We start from the raw sequence: 16,541 nt of genomic DNA, 5'->3' as shown, positions 1-16,541 counted from the left end.
CCGAGATGCATTGAATCAGCAGGTAAGGCGAGTAATGAATGTGAGTGAGGCGTTACACGCTGTTCGCATGTCGCAATGAAAAAGGCCGCTGGAGAATTCCAGCGGCCTTTTTTTGTTACGTGACGCTCATGCTGAGCGCCGGGTTTGCTTAGCGATCGCCAAACGAGCGACGTGCACCGCTGTCGTTCGAACGATTGCCCTTGTAGCCGCCGCCAGCGCCGCCTTCTTTGCGTGGAGCACCTGGCTTGCTGAAGCTACGGCCTGGCTTGTTCGGGCCGCCGCGGTTGTCGCCTGGCTTCCAGCCGCCTGGCTTGTGGTTCGAGCGTGGCGCCGATGCGCTGCGCTTTGGTTCGAAGCCTTCAATGACGTCGACCGGGATCAATTGCTTGGTGAAGCGTTCGATACGCTTGACGTTGATGCCTTCAGCATGGTTCACCAGCGATACCGCCACGCCGTTACGGCCGGCACGACCGGTACGGCCGATACGGTGGACGTAGTCTTCCGGGAATTTCGGCAGATCGTAATTGAATACGTGCGTGATACCTGGAACGTCGATACCGCGGGCGGCAACGTCGGTTGCAACCAGAACGCGAACTTGACCGCGGCGCAGGCTGTCCAGGGTACGGTTACGCGCACCTTGATGCATGTCGCCATGCAGTGCTGCAGCAGCGAAACCGGCGATGTTCAGGCGGTCAGCAATGGTGTCGGCGTCACGCTTGGTTGCAGTGAAAACGACTGCCTGGTCCATGGTGACATCGCGCAGCAGGTGATCCAGCAGGCGGTTCTTGTGCGACAGGTCGTCGACGAAGTGAACCTTCTGTTGAATGTTTTCGTGCTTGGTGGCCGAACCGGCGATCTGGATGATCATCGGGTTTTTGGTGATGCGCTTTGCCATGTTGCCGACAACGCCATCCAGCGTCGCCGAGAACAGCATGGTTTGACGCGACTCAGGTGTTGCATCAACGATCTTTTCGATGTCGTCGATGAAACCCATGTCGAGCATGCGGTCAGCTTCGTCGAGCACCAGGATTTGCAGTTGCGAGAAGTCGATCTTGCCCGATTCCATGTGGTCGATCAAACGGCCTGGGGTAGCAACCAGAATTTCAGGATTCTTCGACAGCAATTGCATTTGCTTAGGGTAAGGCATGCCGCCCAGAATCGAGATGGCCTTGATGCGCTTCATTTGCGAACCGTATTTGTCGGTTGCAGTAGTCACTTGCAGGGCCAGTTCGCGGGTCGGGGTCAGGACCAGCATCTTCGGTTGTGCAGGCTTGAAGCGTGGACGCTCACCGCGTGCGCGGGAAGCCTGCATTTCCTGGTTAGGTGTCTTGCTGGCAGCAGCAACTGGCTGCTCGGAAGCGAATTTGTGCAGCGCCGGCAGCATGAATGCTGCGGTCTTGCCGGAACCGGTTTGCGAGGAAACCAGCAGGTCGCGGCCTTCGATGGCTGCGGGGATAGCTTGTTCTTGAACGCCTGTCGGTTTTGTGTAGCCAGCGTCGGTCAGTGCTTTGATGATGGACGAGTGGAGGCCTAGTGATTCAAAAGTCATTATTTTCTTTCGTAAAGTGCAGCGTCATATACTGCAAATAGTCGACACGCGACAAATGCAGTGAACGCAAAAAAGCAACGCCAACCAACGAAATGACTAAGAAACAAATACAAAGAAATTTCGGCACAAAAGCTTTGCGCCGGGACGGTGTCAGGATCGACACACAAGGCGGGAGGGCTTTTACAATGCAATGTCCCAATTTGAGGCCAGAACATGCTTAGGCTTGCGCAGCTACTTATTGTTTTTTACAGCGAGCGTGGAAATCGATATGATCGGTATCCGGTAATTCGCTGTCTGCGTTCGTTATTGCAACGCAGCACAGAATAATACATGAGTTTTGCATTTGATGCACCAGCTTCATGCAAATAGCGCTACTGATTGCTGTTCGGGCGTTGTTTGTTGGTGCAACATTCGAGACTGCCAGGGATTCGGATACAATTTAATATTTACTATTCAACAACAGGAGAGGTGTATGGATAATAACGACAGCGAACAGAAGGCAGCTCTAGGCATCATTTGGACCATTGTCGGTGTGGTGGTGATTGCCATGCTGTTCCTGGCGGGTTACTTCGGCATCACGGCAGGCAAGGGCGTCAAGCAGCCAGCATTGGCTGCGCCGGTGGTGCAGGAAGCTGCGGCTTCGCAGGCTGCCGTTGCCGCGCAGCCGGCCGTACCGCCCACAGTCAAGATTTTCTTTGAAACCGGTAAATCCGAAGTGCCGGCCAACGCTGCTGCCGACGTGTCGGCAGTGGTGGCTTTCCTGAAAGCCAATCCGGCTGCGACAGTGGCAATTTCCGGTTACCACGATGCCAGCGGCAATGCAGACGTGAATGCAGAAGTGTCGAAGGAGCGTGCCAAATCGGTGCGTGCCCTGCTGGTTATGTCCGGCGTAGAGGAAGCCCGGGTGACGCTCGATAAACCGCAGGTATCGCTGGGCGGTAACGACGCCGATGCGCGCCGGGTAGAGGTTACTGTTCACCAGTAAGTCGTTAATATTGCCGAAGCAATAAAAAAACCCGGGCGACGTACCGGGCTTTTTTTACTTGAATTCAGGCTGTATGCAGGAATGCGACAGCCGCTTTATTCGGCGATGCCGCCAACGACATGTGAAAAGCCGCCATCGACGTAAGTGATTTCACCGGTAATGCCACTCGACAGGTCGGACAGCAGGAATGCAGCGGCATTGCCGACATCTTCCACCGTCACATTACGGCGCAGCGGCGCATGTTCGGCGACGAAGCCGAGGATCTTGCCAAAGCCCTTGATGCCGCTGGCGGCCAAGGTCTTGATCGGACCGGCCGAAATGCCGTTGACGCGAACGCCCTTTGGGCCGAGCGAGCCGGCCAGGTAGCGCACGCTGGCTTCGAGCGAGGCCTTGGCCAGCCCCATCGTGTTGTAATTTGGTACTACGCGCTCGGAGCCGAGATACGTCAAGGTCAGCAGTGCCGAATTCGGCCGCAGCAGCGGCAGGGCGGCCTTGGCCATTGCCGGGAAGCTGTAGGCAGAGATGTCATGTGCGATTTTGAAACCTTCGCGCGACAAGCCGTCCAGGAAGTCGCCGGCAATCGCTTCGCTTGGCGCGAAGCCGATCGCGTGCACCAAGCCGTCCAGGTGATCCCAGGACTTGCCGAGGTCGGCAAACAACGCGTTGATTTGCTCGTCGCTGCCGACGTCGCAGTCGAAAATCAGTTCGCTGTCGAATTCTTTCGCAAAATTGGTGATGCGTTCCTTGAAGCGCTCACCGACATACGTAAAGGCCAGCTCGGCGCCTTCGCGCTTGCAAGCCTGGGCGATGCCGTAGGCGATCGAGCGATTGGACAGCAAGCCGGTGATCAGAATTTTTTTGCCTTGCAGGAATGCCATATTGACTCCAGATGTGCACGCCGTGTGTATTGCAGGCGGCGAGGGTTGCTAGTGCGATGTTTTTGCACCGGATGTTCTGTTTGAAGTTCTGTCTGAACAGGGCAAGATTGTAGGGGTTCGCCGCGGCGAGGGCAACTAGGCTGATTCTGCGGTGTTCATGCCTTTTTGATATCGCGGTAATTTTGCATGTGCTAGAAGACACCAACAGCCCGGCAGCATCAACCCCCATTCATCACACTTGGCCTGTGCAGCAAGGCTGCAAAAGCCTTAGTTGTGCGATCCCCTGGACGAGGCCAGGACTACCGGGCGGCTGTTTTTCTTGGCGGCCACCTTGTTTTTGTTGCCGGTGTTGCGGCTGGCCGTCGCGCTGGCTTTGTGATAGCGGACGTTATGACCTGATTTGGCGCCGGCGCTTGATGCCACCAAGCGGTTAGGCACCTGCAATTGCAGGCTCTGGCCGCGGCTGACGCCATCGTGATGCAAACCGTTCCATGCCTTGACCTGCGACACGCTGACCCTGTAGCGCGCGGCAATCGACGCCAGGGTGTCGCGTTTGCCGACCTTGACATAGATGCGGCGGGTTTCCGGGGCATCCGGGGTGACCGCCATGGTTGCATTGTCTGCCACTTCGGCGGTGATATCGCTATTGGCTTCCTCGGTCTTCGGCACCAGGATGGTCGAGCCAGCCTTGAGCAGCATTTTTGGCGGGATGTGGTTGACTTCCCGGATCACTGCCGGCGTTGTGCCGAAGCGGGCGGCAATGGTTTCGATCCGTTCACGCGCACCGCTGACGGTGTGCGAGGTCCAGGACGATAGCGTTTGTGTCCATTTGGTCAGGTTGTTCTTGAATTTTTCCGCATTGCTTTCCGGCAGCAGGATCTTGGTGTCGGCGCTGCCAATGATGACCGGGCGGTTGAATTGCGGGTTCAGAGCCTTGAATTCGTCGAGCGACAATTCGGCCAGTTGGGCGGCAACCTTGACATCGATATCACGAGTCTTGCCGATCGTGACGAAGTACGGTTGGTTGTCCACCTTCGGCAACGCAATGTTGTACATGTCCGGCGCAGAGATGATGTTCTTGACCGCTTGCAACTTCGGCACGTAGTTGCGGGTTTCCGCCGGCATCAGCGGCGCCAGGCTATTGAAGTCGATCGGCAGGCCAGCGGCCTGGTTCTTGTTGATGGCGCGCTGTACCGAGCCTTCGCCCCAGTTGTAAGCTGCCAGCGCCAATTGCCAGTCGCCAAACATGCCATACAGTTTTTGCAGGTAAGTCAGCGCAGCATCGGTCGAGGCAAGAACATCGCGGCGTTCATCCTTGAACATGTTTTGCTTGAGGTTGAAGTCGCGTCCGGTAGAAGGTACGAACTGCCACATGCCGGCGGCTTTTGCGCTGGAAAGGGCTTGCGGATTGAACGCTGACTCAATGAATGGCAGCAGCGCCAGTTCGGTCGGCATGCCGCGCTTTTCCAGTTCTTGCACTACGTGAAACAAATAGCGCGAAGCGCGCACCGTGGTGCGCTCGAAATACTCCGGGCGGGCGCTGTAAAACTCGGTTTGGCTGACCACCTGTGCGTTGTCCAGGTCTGGGATGCCAAAGCCCTTGCGGATGCGCGCCCAGATATCGACCTGTTCCATGCCGAGCATGCCTGCACTGGGGTCGTTCGGGTCGATCAAGCTGAAAGTGGGGGTGTACATCGTAATGTCGTTGGCCTGGGCCAAGAGCGGGGTGCCGAAAAAAGCGAGCGCGGCAATGGCTAATGTCTTGAGTTTTAGCTGATACATGGGTTCGATTTGCGTGACCGGCTGTCATAAACCGGTAATAAAGGAATAGACGCAGTGTACGTAACGCAGTTTTCCCGCGTCAAGCGGAAATTGCACTAATACAAGGGGTAAGTGTTTGATTTATTGGATATTACTTTCAATAAATCGATATGCACAAGCTATCTGACGGCCATTTACAATCAACCGTCATTGCCATTTCCTGACCTGCGGCATCACTTGAAATTGTTTTTCCATTCCCGCAGCGCGGCGAATGCAGCAACGGGATCGGCTTGCTGCAGGCGACCATGGGCATGCAAGGTGGCAAGAATAGTTGGCTGGCGGTAACGCAAGAAGGGGTTGGTGGCATTTTCCAGGCCGATGGTGGACGGCACTGTCGGTTGTTGGCGGTCGCGTTTGGCCTGTTCCGTAGCAATGCGCTCGATCAGCGCGGTATTGTCCGGCTCGGCGGCCAGCGCAAAGCGCAGGTTGGACATCGTGTATTCATGTGCGCAGTACACCAGTGTGTCATCCGGCAGCTGACTGAGTTTAGCCAGCGAATTCACCATCTGCTGTGGCGTCCCTTCGAACAGGCGGCCGCAACCGCCGGCAAACAACGTGTCGCCGCAAAACAGCCAGTGCTGTTCCGACGCCACATATGCGATATGACCGCTGGTGTGACCAGGGACATCGAGCACGGAAAGGGTCAGCCCGAGTTGCGGGATACTGGCGAGATCGCCCTCGCTGAGGGGCATGTCGACGCCGGCGATCGCCTCGCCGGCGGGGCCGAATACCGGCACGTTGAAGTGCTGGAGCAAAGTTTGTACGCCGCCCGCATGGTCAGCATGGTGATGTGTCAGTAAAATAGCGACAAGTACCAGGTCATGTGCATCAAGCGCAGCCAGGATCGGCTGGGCATCGCCGGGATCGACAACTGCCGCATGGATGCCGTCATGAATCAGCCAGAGATAGTTGTCGTTAAATGCCGGCACCGCCAATACGTTCAACGACGTATTGAATGATTGACCCAGTGATTTATCTATTAAGGCAGGCATGGAATATCCGTCGTCACAAAAGTCCATTATAGCGCTCGGCCCTTGGCTGCAGACGCCCACAGGCAGTTATATGCTGGAGTGGGAGCAGGCGCGTCTGGACGCAATGACAGCTGATATATTCGGCTTCCATGCGATGCAGATCGGCGTGCCGCAGATCAAGGCGTTGCAGGCAAACCGCATGCGCCACAAATGGCTGACCGACAGTCGTGTGCCGGATGCCGCCGATACGCAAACCAGCGTGGTCGTGACGCATGATTTTGCTGAGCTGCCGTTTGCGTCGCAGAGCCTGGATCTCGTGGTGTTGCCGCATGTGCTTGAGTTTGCCGCAGAGCCTCACCAGATTTTGCGGGAAGTCGAGCGCGTGCTGATTCCGGAAGGTCAAGTCATCATTTGCGGCTTCAATCCGGCCAGCCTATGGGGCATCCGGCAAACGGCTGGGCGCATGTCTGGCGTGCATTTCCTGCCGCAGAATGCCGAGTTCATCAGTTTGCTGCGCCTGAAGGATTGGCTGAAGCTGCTCAACATGGAAGTCAATCGCGGCCACTTCGGCTGTTATGCTCCGCCTTTTACCAGTAGCAAATGGCTGCATCGCTTTGCCTTCATGGAAAAAGCCGGTAACCGCTGGTGGCCATATTTCGGTGCGGTGTACATGGTGCAGGCAATCAAGCGCGTCAAGGGCATGCATCTGATCGGCCCGGCGTTCAGCAAGCAGGTCATCAAGGCGGGGCGAGGCGTCCCGGCTACCAACAAGATTCACAAGGCAGACCGGAACGGCGTGGAGCAGTAGTCGGCAAGGTGCAGGGAAAAACCGATGCTCTCCCAAGACTTATAATTTAGCCCGTCGGACAGCAAGTCGTGTCTGGCCGGTCATATCAATTCAGTAGTGAAAGCGAGTCATACAAGCATGAGTAAAGTGGAAATATTCGCCGATGGCGCATGCAAGGGCAATCCCGGCACTGGCGGCTGGGGTGCGTTATTGGTTGCCGACGGCAAGGAAAAGGAAATGTTTGGCGGCGAGCGCAATACGACCAATAACCGGATGGAATTGAAAGCAGTGATCGAGGCGCTGACAGCGTTGACCCGGCCTTGCGAAGTCACAGTGTTCACCGACAGCCAGTACGTACAAAAGGGCATCAGCGAATGGATACACGGCTGGAAAGCGCGTGGCTGGAAAACCGCGGCGCGTGAACCGGTAAAGAATGTCGACCTGTGGCAGGCACTCGATGCCGCCCAGGCACAGCACAAAATCGAATGGCGCTGGGTCAAGGGACACGCCGGCCACGTCGGCAACGAACGCGCCGATCAGCTCGCCAACCGTGGCGTGACGACCGTCCTGTAAAGCCACCCGCATTGCTGGCCGCGTGTTTGCGGCCATTTCGAATTACTTTTGTTGGCTATTTTAATTTGCGTGAAAACTGATCCGCCATGGACTCATGCCTTCGGGCTGGGCCAAAGTTGAGCAGAACTCGCACGCAATCCTATCGGGGAAAGTATTTCACTATTCCCTCAAGAAGCAGTCGAACGTCGTAGAACAACGTTCCTATTTCAACGGTGATGATGAACAGTGCTGCCTGAAAGGCAGCCGGGTATCGAGCCAACAGCACGTCGAAGCGATTCCCATATAGCTTGATCACGCCCGCCCGGGTGCTGAGAACGACACATGCGATCCCTAACATTCCGCCGGCCAGAATATCGGTGGGGTAATGCAAACCGAGATACACCCGCGGCAAGGCAATAAAAACCAGAACATAGAGATAGAGCAGGGCGCCGGCGTTTCTTGAAATCAGAAAGATGCCGGTGGCGAGACTGAAAAACAAAGCGGCGTGATCGCTGGGAAAAGAATTCCAGATATATAAAGCCTGGCTCTCCGGTATCGGTAAGCCAATGTACGTGTGATGCGCCAGCGCAGCGTTTGCAAATGGACGTGGCTGATACGCCCCCATATTGTTCGCTGCCCTGGCAATGAAGACAGCAACTACGCAGCCGATCAGCGTCGCGATTATGGTCTTTCTGGTGTTTGATTTCGGCTCCGTATCTCTGAACCAAAAGTACCAAAGTACGCCCATGATGGGCAGGCCTTTGAATAGATCCGAGCCGGAAATATAGTGAACGATCTGGTTGAAAGGTGCTGACATTAATGTGAATTGTCCTAGCCAATTCATCACGGAAATGTCCACAATATTTTTCCACATGATACCGCCTCTCTTTGATCACACTGTTTGGTTATCGGGCCCGAATGCATTGGTTGCATAACGCGTTTTTCTTCGCGTTTTTTCGTCAACAGCTAGTCTTGTCGGGTTGGGGATGGCCACAATTCATGCGGCTATCGCCACGCCAATTTCGTCAGAAAAAATCACAAGAAAAAAGCAGATTGATTGGGTGCAAAAAGGCTGGAAATTTCACCATTCGACTTGATCTTTCCCTGCTTTTTAAGTGCTGCAAGGCAACAGTAAAATATGTTTTGGTTGCCGCATGAAAACATTGCGCATCAATTGTTGAAAATTGTTAATTTGTGCCTTGCACAATTAAATATTTGGGCAATACTAAGGACTAATGGCAATGGTCCAAATCGCTCAAAAATATCGACGTCGCATCATTTTTGTAAATCATCATGACCCAGATATGTTGAAGTTGGACAAAGAATATTGCACACATTTTACTGATTCTTCTAATTCATGTTTTTTATTCAAATTATGTGATCCCTTTGTAACCAGCGTTTTATATGGGTTTGACAAGGTAGATAGTTAAATAATCTGGTTGTGACGGTGTCAAGTCGCGCATTTTTTTTACGAAATTTTTTTTATTTATACAATTTCAAAGAATCGGTGCCGGCGTTGTCAATGTGAACACCGAAGTGCTACAGGATGTAAAAAATTTGGCCCTGATTCAATTCGTGACATAAATTGAAGTCTCTTTTAGTGAATTTATGTTGCATTGCAGCGCGCATATTTTGGACCTCTTTTAGTCCCTTTGATGCCGAGAAATCGGATCACTTTCTCTTTTTTTATTCGTCAGGAACGCGGCCTTACTCAGATTGCCGATATCGACCAGTTTTGGGGTTGGCAAGTGCTTCGCCGAGGAGGAGGAACATGCAAGAAAAGTGCCGCCTTAGTGCGCCATCCGTCAAATTTTGATTGCAGCTCTGTTAGAGCAAAAAGCACATGCCTGTAGTCCATGGACGAACGCTGGGCGTTCCTGGAAAACAGATGCTCGTGTGACAAACGTCGCGCAAGAGATCTTGTAAAAATTCTTGCATCATGCCCACCATTTTCTTTCCATTTCTTTAGTTTCCTTTGGCACATTTTGATGGAAAAGGGAGCATGGATTTTACGCAATTTCAGTCTTGCGAAGGCAAATAGCAATACCGGTATTTGATGTTAAGTGCGTTAGCGTACTGAACCCATTGATTTATTAGTTTACCTTGCTTACTGTGCTCGACGCCTGTCTACCTCTTTTAAAAGAGGCATGACGTTATCCGGTGATGTTGTCCGTTACCAACCCTCCAAAAAAATGAACTCATCTGATTAAACGATTATTTCTGTCGCGATTCAGGCAAGAGAAAGAAGTTAATCAAGCATTCATTGAAATTGGATCTATCAATTATTGTGCAAATCGATGCGCTGGAAAAGGCTTGTAATGAACAGACGACCGACACATCGTGGAGAGGTCTTCCGACAGCGATGGAGGAGCTTTTTCTTGATTCCAATGTGCTCATGCGTGCCGGCATTCGCCGTCGCCAACGATCTGGTTCCAACAGACGTCATGCCGCCACCTGATGTGATTGTGCCGGCGCCCGATTCCTTCACGCCGTATGCGAGTTATGGAATCAATTACGATAGCAATTTGCTTGGATTGCAAAATTCCGCAGCTGCGGATGCCATGGGGATTGGCAGCAATCTGTCGGATTTCACGCGCAGGCTGCAGGTGGGACTGGCAGCCGACAAGACAATCAGCCAACAGCATCTGACGGCGAATTTGAATTTCACAAACGTCGAATACGATAGATTCCAGCAACTCGATCATATGGATAAAAATCTGGCCGCCAATTGGAATTGGCACGCTGGGCCACATGTTGAAGGCAATGTAGGCGTCACTTACTCTCAAGGACTTACTCCGTTCATCGATTTCCATTTGCTGGAACGAAATATACGCACCCAGGAAAGTGCCTATGTCGATGGCTCGTGGCTGTTTCATCCGAGCTGGCGCATACATGCCGGTCTGGTGCACAGCAAATTATGGTACGACCTGGTATCGCAACAGCCGGGCAACAACTCGCAGAATCAAAGCGAAGTAGGGCTCGATTATCTCGCTGCCAGTGGCAGCAAGATCGGCGTCCAATTACGCCACACGCGCGCCGATTTTCCCAATCCGGAGTTGGATACCGGCTCGTCGATATTCAATGGTTATAACCAGGACGAAGTAAAAGCCAAGATTGACTGGCTGCTGACTGGAAAGACGCAGCTGCACTTTCTGGGTGGATGGGTCAGCAGAAAGCAGGATGAATTTTCTGCTCGGGATTTTAGCGGCTTGAATTCACGCATCTCCGCAGACTGGTCACCTACCGGGAAAATCGATGTCACCGTCGCTGCGTGGCGTGAGATTGGCGCCGTTGATGATTTGTCTACCATCTATTCCCTGAATCATGGCGCCAGCATTGCTTCGGCGTGGAAGTACTCAGAAAAAATTCGGATGGTGGCGCAATTCAAATATCAGAAAAGAGATTTCAGCCAGTCGCTGGCGTCGGTCGCTCCCGGCTCTCCAAATCAAAACGATGTGCTGCGCAATGCGGCGCTGACGCTGGTGTACGACCCGACATTGCATTGGCGGATTCAATTGGCCGCCATCCGCAGTACGCAAACCTTGACCAGTTCACCCGGCGGCTTTGTGAACAATGGCGTGATGCTCAATGCACGCTATGCATATTGAGGCAAGTCAAAATGACCGAGAATGACATCCCCCTAGTTTCCTTCTTCAAGCGCCTGCTTGATCCGGCCATTATTCTCGGCTCTTTGTATCTGGTCATCATGGCAAAGGATGAAGTGTTCACCGGCGATTATCTGGTTTTGATGATTATCGCATTCTTCATTTCCTCTTATGTCTACGAGCAAATAGACCTGTATCGCACCTTGCACATCGGGAAACATCTCGGGTACGCCGGCGACATTTTCTTTGGATGGATGATTGTCGTGGTTATTCTGGCTTTGGTGGGGCAGGTTACCGGATTGCGTTACGAGTTTTCCGATGGCGTTATATGGACCTGGTTTGCGCTGGCGCCGTTCGCGCTTTTGCTGAGCCGCCTGACGGCACACATGCTGGCATTCAATCTCGGAAAAACACCTGAAGTACGCTCCGCAGTCATCGTAGGTTGCAACGAGCCGGGGATTGATATTCTCAAGCGACTCGAATCCGACAGCAGCACCGGCATGGATATGCGCGGATTCTTCGATGATCGCGATCAAGCCAGCAGGCCTGCGGAGCTTCAGGGGCCGCATCTCGGCGCCATTGCAGATGTCGGTCCTATGTGCGCGAACACAAAATCAAGACAATCTTTATCTGTTTGCCGATGTCGGCACAGCCGAGAGTGCTGGCTTTAATGGAGGAATTGCGGGATACCACGGCTTCAGTCTATTTCGTGCCCGACATCTATACCTTCGGATTGATTCAGGCGCGTCTGGATCATGTTGGCGGCGTCCCGGTAATTGGGATTTGTGAAACGCCGTTCACCGGTTTGCGTGGCGTGGTGAAGCGCGGCAGCGACATTGTTCTGGCACTGCTGATCCAGATCCTTTTGCTGCCGATCATGTTGGCGATTGCAATAGGGGTAAAACTCTCCTCTCCTGGCCGGATCATTTTTGCCCAACGTCGATATGGATTGAACGGAGAGGAAATCATCGTCTACAAATTTCGGTCGATGGCTGTCACCGAAGATGGCGCAGTCGTCAATCAAGCGAAAAAGAACGATGCGAGAGTGACGCGATTCGGCGGCTTTCTGCGCCGTACCTCGCTTGACGAATTGCCCCAGTTTTTCAACGTACTGCAAGGCCGCATGAGCATCGTCGGACCGCGGCCGCACGCTGTCGCTCATAACGAGCAATATCGCAAGTTGATTCAAGGGTACATGTTGCGTCACAAAGTGAAGCCGGGAATCACCGGATGGGCGCAGGTGAATGGCTACCGTGGCGAGACCGATACCCTGGACAAAATGCGCTCGCGGATTGAGTTCGATCTGGAGTATCTGCGTAACTGGTCATTGGCGCTTGACTTGTGGATTATCGTTCGCACCGTCAAGGAAGTGTTGAAAAAAGACAGTGCCTACTGATGGGTAGATGTTGTACGGCCTGCACGACCAGATGTAACAAGTGTTTCAGTGGCGAACCCTCATTTTCATTGGTGTCCTACAACACAAGTCAATGTCTGACCGATGAGTTTTTTAGGAGAAAGATCATGCGAAGAGCTGCCTTACTAATTAGTCTTTCATTTGCAGTTTATTGTGGCGCAGCTGTAGCGGCTACACCGATTTTTCAACTCAATACATCCGAAAGCGACGCCCAGCGTCCGCTGGCAATCGATGCCTATCCGTCAAGCGCAGGGGGCACCGATTCGGATCAGGCGCTGCTAACGACGCTCGTATCTCGTCAGGCCGCGACTGTTTCGGCAGTCCCGCCTGGCGTCAGTCAAGCGGGAGAGTCGCTTGCATCCTGGAGCGTGGGAAATGTTGTTCCTGTGAGTTTTTCATCAAATCTACCTACTGCTCATCTTTCGCAGAAGGTGTCTTCCATTGTGAACAATTCGGACGACATGCTGTTTTATTTTCTCAGGGATTTCGAAGCGAAACCACAGCAGAAGCCCGGGCGTTGGGCGCTACTCCTGGTGGGGCTCTGCTTCGTTCTGTATCAGGTGCGTCGTCGCCCCATGCGGGCATCTATCGGCTTCTTTTCGACGTCAAGGCCGGCCTGGCAATTTGGTAGCTGATGTTCCGCCGGGTCGCCGTTCTCGGTAGCCGTAAGCATCGAAAGCGTATCTATGGAATTTGCACTATTTCTGGGAGTCGGATTTTGAATTGCTTTGAACGGTTCGACCGCATGCGCGCCATCGGCGGCGCATCGCGCATAAAAGGTGTCGGCATTTTAATGTTGTTGGCAGCCATGACTCTATCGGCTTGTGGGGATCAGAAAAAGAAGACCAACAAGGTGCTTGCCACGGTCGATGGCAATGAGATCACAGCGCTTCAGCTCGATGCGGAGTTGCAGCATGTAAATGGCGCGACGGAAGAAAATAGTGTGCAGAAAAAAACGCTGCGCAAGCAGGCCCTGGATGCGTTGATCAACCGGCAGATTTTGCTGAAGGAAGCGGTGCGCAACAAAATCGATCGCGACCCGAAACTGATTCAGATCGTCGAGCGGTTCAAGACGCAGGCGATTGTGCAAGCTTATCTGGAGTCGAAAGAAGGCAATTTAAGCAAGCCAAGCAAATCTGAAATTGATGCTTACTTTGAAGAACATCCGGAATTATTCGCGCATCGCCAGATTCTGGATGTCGAGCAGTTGATCATCGCCGCACACGATTTTGATGGGCCGCTCAGGTCAGAGATGGACTCTGCGACATCGTTGAGTCAAATGACGACATGGCTCAAGAAAAAAAGGGTGGGGTATGCGAGGACGCAGCATACCTACACCAGTGCTGATCTGCCGGCTGAAATTGTCGGGCAAATCAGGAAATTGGGAAAGAATCATTTATTTGTCTTGGAAGACGGCCAACAGGATTTGCTGTGCGCGCTGACTGAATTAAGAGAGAGTCCGATTTCGAGAGAGGTCGCCACAGCCCAGATTGAGCGTTATCTGCTCAATAAAAAGATACAGGAAGTTGCTACTGCAGAAATCGCACGCTTGCGTTCTTTGGCAAAACTTGAATACATCGATAAGAGTGAAAACCTGATTGTGGAAGATGCGTCGCCATCTGCGCAGAACCGAAGCGGCAGGCACGAGCTGGCTGAAATCAAATGAGCAAGACCGAGATATGCAATTTAACAGGATGACGAAAATGATGAAACGAATCTGCGCTTGTTTGCTGGCGATGATGTTCGCAATTTACGGCATTTCCTCCCTGGCGGCCGACACGCCGCTCGGGCCAGGAGATGGGTTGAAAATCTCCGTATTCGGAAACCCGGATTTGAGCCTTGAAACAAAGATAAGCGAAGCGGGAAGCATCACGTTCCCGCTCATCGGTGATGTCAATATCGGCGGTCTATCCGCGGCGGACGCTGAAAAGAAAATTTCCGGTCTGTTGACTGGAGGCGGATTCCTGCGCAAAGCGGAGGTCAACATACTGGTCACCGAGTTGCAGAGCCAGCAGGTGTCGGTGCTCGGCCAGGTATTGCATCCCGGTCGCTATCCCGTAGGCGGCAAGCGCAGCGTGACCGACATGCTGGCCGTGGCAGGTGGGGTTGGACCTGAAGGCGGTGATACCGCCACCGTTGTCCGCACGCGAAATGGAAAAACTACCAAGCAAGTCGTTAATCTGGTTGAGATGATTCAGTCTGCTGACATGAAATCGAATCTTGACCTGGCCAACGGCGATGTGGTTTACGTGGATAGGGCGCCCAAATTTTATATCTACGGTGAAGTGCAGCATCCGGGCGGTTACAAGCTGGAGCACAACATGACCGTGATCCAGGCGTTATCGATTGGTGGCGGCCTTACTCCGCGCGGAACTGAACGCGGGGTACGCATCAAGCGCCGCGACGCCAAAGGCAACCTGGTGGAGATAGACGCGAAACACGAGGAGCTGCTGCAGGCTGACGATGTCGTGTATGTGAAAGAGAGTTTCTTTTGATCTGTTTCATTCAAGCCGATGGATTGCAGCCTGATTTTTTTCTATCCCATTTTCCGTTGTCTTTTGATGCTCTTGCCCGAGAGGAGTTTCCATGAATTTTTCTCAGCTCTTAAGCATTCTGCAGGCCCGTTACAAGGTCATTGTATGGACACTGCTTGTCGCCGTAGTTGCCACGACAGCGGTCAGTCTGGCCTTACCAAAAATGTATAAAACCTCTACCACGCTGCTGCTCAACTACAAAGGCACCGATCCTGTATCTGGCAATGTCTTGCCGGCCCAACTGGTGTCCGGCTATATGGCCACGCAGGTCGATATTGTCACCAGCAGACGAGTAGCCTTGAAGGCGGTCGACAATCTCGGGTTGGCGAACCAGCCCGAGTTCAAGCAGCGCTTCCAGAAGCTCACGAATGGCAATGGTTCGATTCGGGAATGGCTGGCCGACTCTTTGCTGAAAATGGTTGAGGTGTCGCCGTCACGCGAAAGCAGCATGATCGAAATCACCGCCAAGGGACGCGACCCTGCGTTCGTCGCAACAGTAGCGAATGGTTTTGCCACCGCCTACCAACAGCTCAACCTGCAAATCAAGGTCGAGCCTTTACAGCAGGCTGCCACTTACTTCACCGATCAAGTAAAGACCTTGCGCGCCAACCTGGAAGAGGCGCAAGGAAAACTATCAAAGTATCAGCAGGACAAGGGAATAGTCAGTACAGACAGCCATCTCGACGTTGAAACGACACGCTTGAGCGAACTGTCCAGCCAGTTGGTGCAGGCGCAGGGACAAGCGATGGAAGCATCTTCGCGCGGCGGTCAGGCGATGGGCAGCGGCGGCAGGGATTCGCCGGACGTGATATCGAACACGCTGATTCAGAATCTGAAAGCGTCGTTGGCGCAGGCGGAAGGAAAATTTGCGCTGCTGTCCCAGAACCTGGACGTAAATCATCCACAGTACCAGGCCGCAAAAGCCGAAGTGGACAGGTTGCGTTCCGAGTTGAACAGCAACATCAGTGCGACCAATAACGGCGCCGCCAATAACGGCCGTATCTTGCGTCAGCGCGAGGCGGAAGTGCGCGCCGCGTTGACGGCGCAGACGGCCAAAGTGTTGCAACTCAACCGCGCTCGCGACGAGATGTCGGTGCTCGTCAAGGATGTGGAAAGTGCGCAGCATGCATACGATGCCGCTGCTTTGCGCTTGACGCAAACAGAGCTCGAGGGGCAGTCGCATCAATCGGATGTCTCGGTCCTCAATCCGGCAGCGGCGCCGATGTTTCCTGCAAGTCCCAATATACCGCTGAACGTGGTGCTGTCGATACTGTTCGGCTGCATGCTGGGACTGGCTTTGGCGATATTGACTGAGTTGGCGAATCGTCGCGTGAGATCCAGTGTCGATCTGGTCAATGTACTGAAAGCGCCGGTGCTTGGCACCATCGAGTGGGGCAAGCCCGTCCGCAGATTTCCCTTCTTTAATCTACTTTTAACGCGATGAT

General features: G+C 53.3%; 13 protein-coding genes and 1 pseudogene. 9 read left to right on the top strand and 5 right to left on the bottom strand.

What is annotated here, in order from left to right; translation table 11 throughout:
• Nucleotides 1-148: 148 nt before the first annotated feature.
• Nucleotides 149-1,549: a DEAD/DEAH box helicase gene (locus CAter10_RS14030; RefSeq protein ID WP_061533891.1), complete on the bottom strand. Its 1,401-nt coding sequence runs from the start codon at nucleotides 1,547-1,549 to the stop codon at nucleotides 149-151.
• 472 nt (nucleotides 1,550-2,021) lie between these two features.
• Between CAter10_RS14030 and CAter10_RS14025 the strand changes: the two genes are divergently transcribed.
• Nucleotides 2,022-2,534: an OmpA family protein gene (locus CAter10_RS14025; RefSeq protein WP_061533890.1), complete on the top strand. Its 513-nt coding sequence runs from the start codon at nucleotides 2,022-2,024 to the stop codon at nucleotides 2,532-2,534.
• Between the two features lie 95 nt (nucleotides 2,535-2,629).
• On the opposite strand, the gene fabI is transcribed toward CAter10_RS14025, so the two are convergent.
• The 3 genes from fabI to gloB all read right to left on the bottom strand — a co-directional run bounded on the left by fabI (nucleotide 2,630) and on the right by gloB (nucleotide 6,225).
• Complete coding sequence (gene fabI, locus CAter10_RS14020; protein WP_061533889.1) at nucleotides 2,630-3,412, bottom strand: enoyl-ACP reductase FabI; 783 nt, start codon at nucleotides 3,410-3,412, stop codon at nucleotides 2,630-2,632.
• 267 nt (nucleotides 3,413-3,679) lie between these two features.
• Nucleotides 3,680-5,194, bottom strand: a complete 1,515-nt coding sequence (locus tag CAter10_RS14015; protein WP_061533888.1) for a transglycosylase SLT domain-containing protein — start codon at nucleotides 5,192-5,194, stop codon at nucleotides 3,680-3,682.
• 212 nt (nucleotides 5,195-5,406) lie between these two features.
• Entirely contained in the window at nucleotides 5,407-6,225 is an 819-nt protein-coding gene (gene gloB / locus CAter10_RS14010; RefSeq protein ID WP_061533887.1) for a hydroxyacylglutathione hydrolase, read from the bottom strand.
• On the opposite strand from gloB, the gene CAter10_RS14005 reads away from it, so the two are divergent.
• Nucleotides 6,224-7,012 (top strand): class I SAM-dependent methyltransferase, encoded by a 789-nt coding sequence (locus tag CAter10_RS14005; RefSeq protein WP_061533886.1) that lies wholly within the window; start codon nucleotides 6,224-6,226, stop codon nucleotides 7,010-7,012. The two genes, gloB and CAter10_RS14005, sit on opposite strands and share 2 nt — an antisense overlap.
• Before the next feature lie 117 nt (nucleotides 7,013-7,129).
• Entirely contained in the window at nucleotides 7,130-7,564 is a 435-nt protein-coding gene (gene rnhA, locus CAter10_RS14000; RefSeq protein WP_061533885.1) for a ribonuclease HI, read from the top strand.
• A 139-nt stretch (nucleotides 7,565-7,703) separates the two neighbouring features.
• Here the strand turns inward: rnhA and CAter10_RS13995 are convergent, their stop codons facing one another.
• Nucleotides 7,704-8,417, bottom strand: coding sequence for a phosphatase PAP2 family protein (locus CAter10_RS13995; RefSeq protein ID WP_061533884.1), 714 nt, complete (start codon nucleotides 8,415-8,417; stop codon nucleotides 7,704-7,706).
• Between the two features lie 1,513 nt (nucleotides 8,418-9,930).
• Between CAter10_RS13995 and epsL the strand changes: the two genes are divergently transcribed.
• The 6 genes and pseudogenes from epsL to epsF all read left to right on the top strand — a co-directional run bounded on the left by epsL (nucleotide 9,931) and on the right by epsF (nucleotide 16,540).
• Nucleotides 9,931-11,151 (top strand): XrtB/PEP-CTERM-associated polysaccharide biosynthesis outer membrane protein EpsL, encoded by a 1,221-nt coding sequence (gene epsL / locus CAter10_RS13990; protein ID WP_061533883.1) that lies wholly within the window; start codon nucleotides 9,931-9,933, stop codon nucleotides 11,149-11,151.
• An 11-nt stretch (nucleotides 11,152-11,162) separates the two neighbouring features.
• A pseudogene (locus CAter10_RS24090) lies at nucleotides 11,163-12,544 on the top strand (undecaprenyl-phosphate glucose phosphotransferase).
• Nucleotides 12,545-12,669: 125 nt separating this feature from the next.
• On the top strand, nucleotides 12,670-13,197 hold the full coding sequence (locus tag CAter10_RS22035) for a hypothetical protein (protein ID WP_082797923.1): 528 nt from the start codon (nucleotides 12,670-12,672) through the stop codon (nucleotides 13,195-13,197).
• A 110-nt stretch (nucleotides 13,198-13,307) separates the two neighbouring features.
• The gene (locus tag CAter10_RS13980) at nucleotides 13,308-14,228 is read left to right on the top strand and encodes an EpsD family peptidyl-prolyl cis-trans isomerase (protein ID WP_164840454.1); all 921 of its coding nucleotides are present in this window, start codon (nucleotides 13,308-13,310) and stop codon (nucleotides 14,226-14,228) included.
• A 40-nt stretch (nucleotides 14,229-14,268) separates the two neighbouring features.
• Nucleotides 14,269-15,057, top strand: coding sequence for a polysaccharide export protein EpsE (gene epsE, locus CAter10_RS13975; protein WP_061535365.1), 789 nt, complete (start codon nucleotides 14,269-14,271; stop codon nucleotides 15,055-15,057).
• Between the two features lie 91 nt (nucleotides 15,058-15,148).
• On the top strand, nucleotides 15,149-16,540 hold the full coding sequence (epsF, locus tag CAter10_RS13970; protein ID WP_061533881.1) for a chain length determinant protein EpsF: 1,392 nt from the start codon (nucleotides 15,149-15,151) through the stop codon (nucleotides 16,538-16,540).
• Nucleotide 16,541 lies beyond the last annotated feature (1 nt).

The sequence above is a fragment of the Collimonas arenae genome, assembly GCF_001584165.1.
GTDB classification, from domain to species: Bacteria; Pseudomonadota; Gammaproteobacteria; order Burkholderiales; family Burkholderiaceae_D; genus Collimonas; species Collimonas arenae.
The sequence above is the reverse complement of the archived record's forward strand: the minus strand, read 5'-3'. Positions and strand labels throughout refer to the sequence as shown.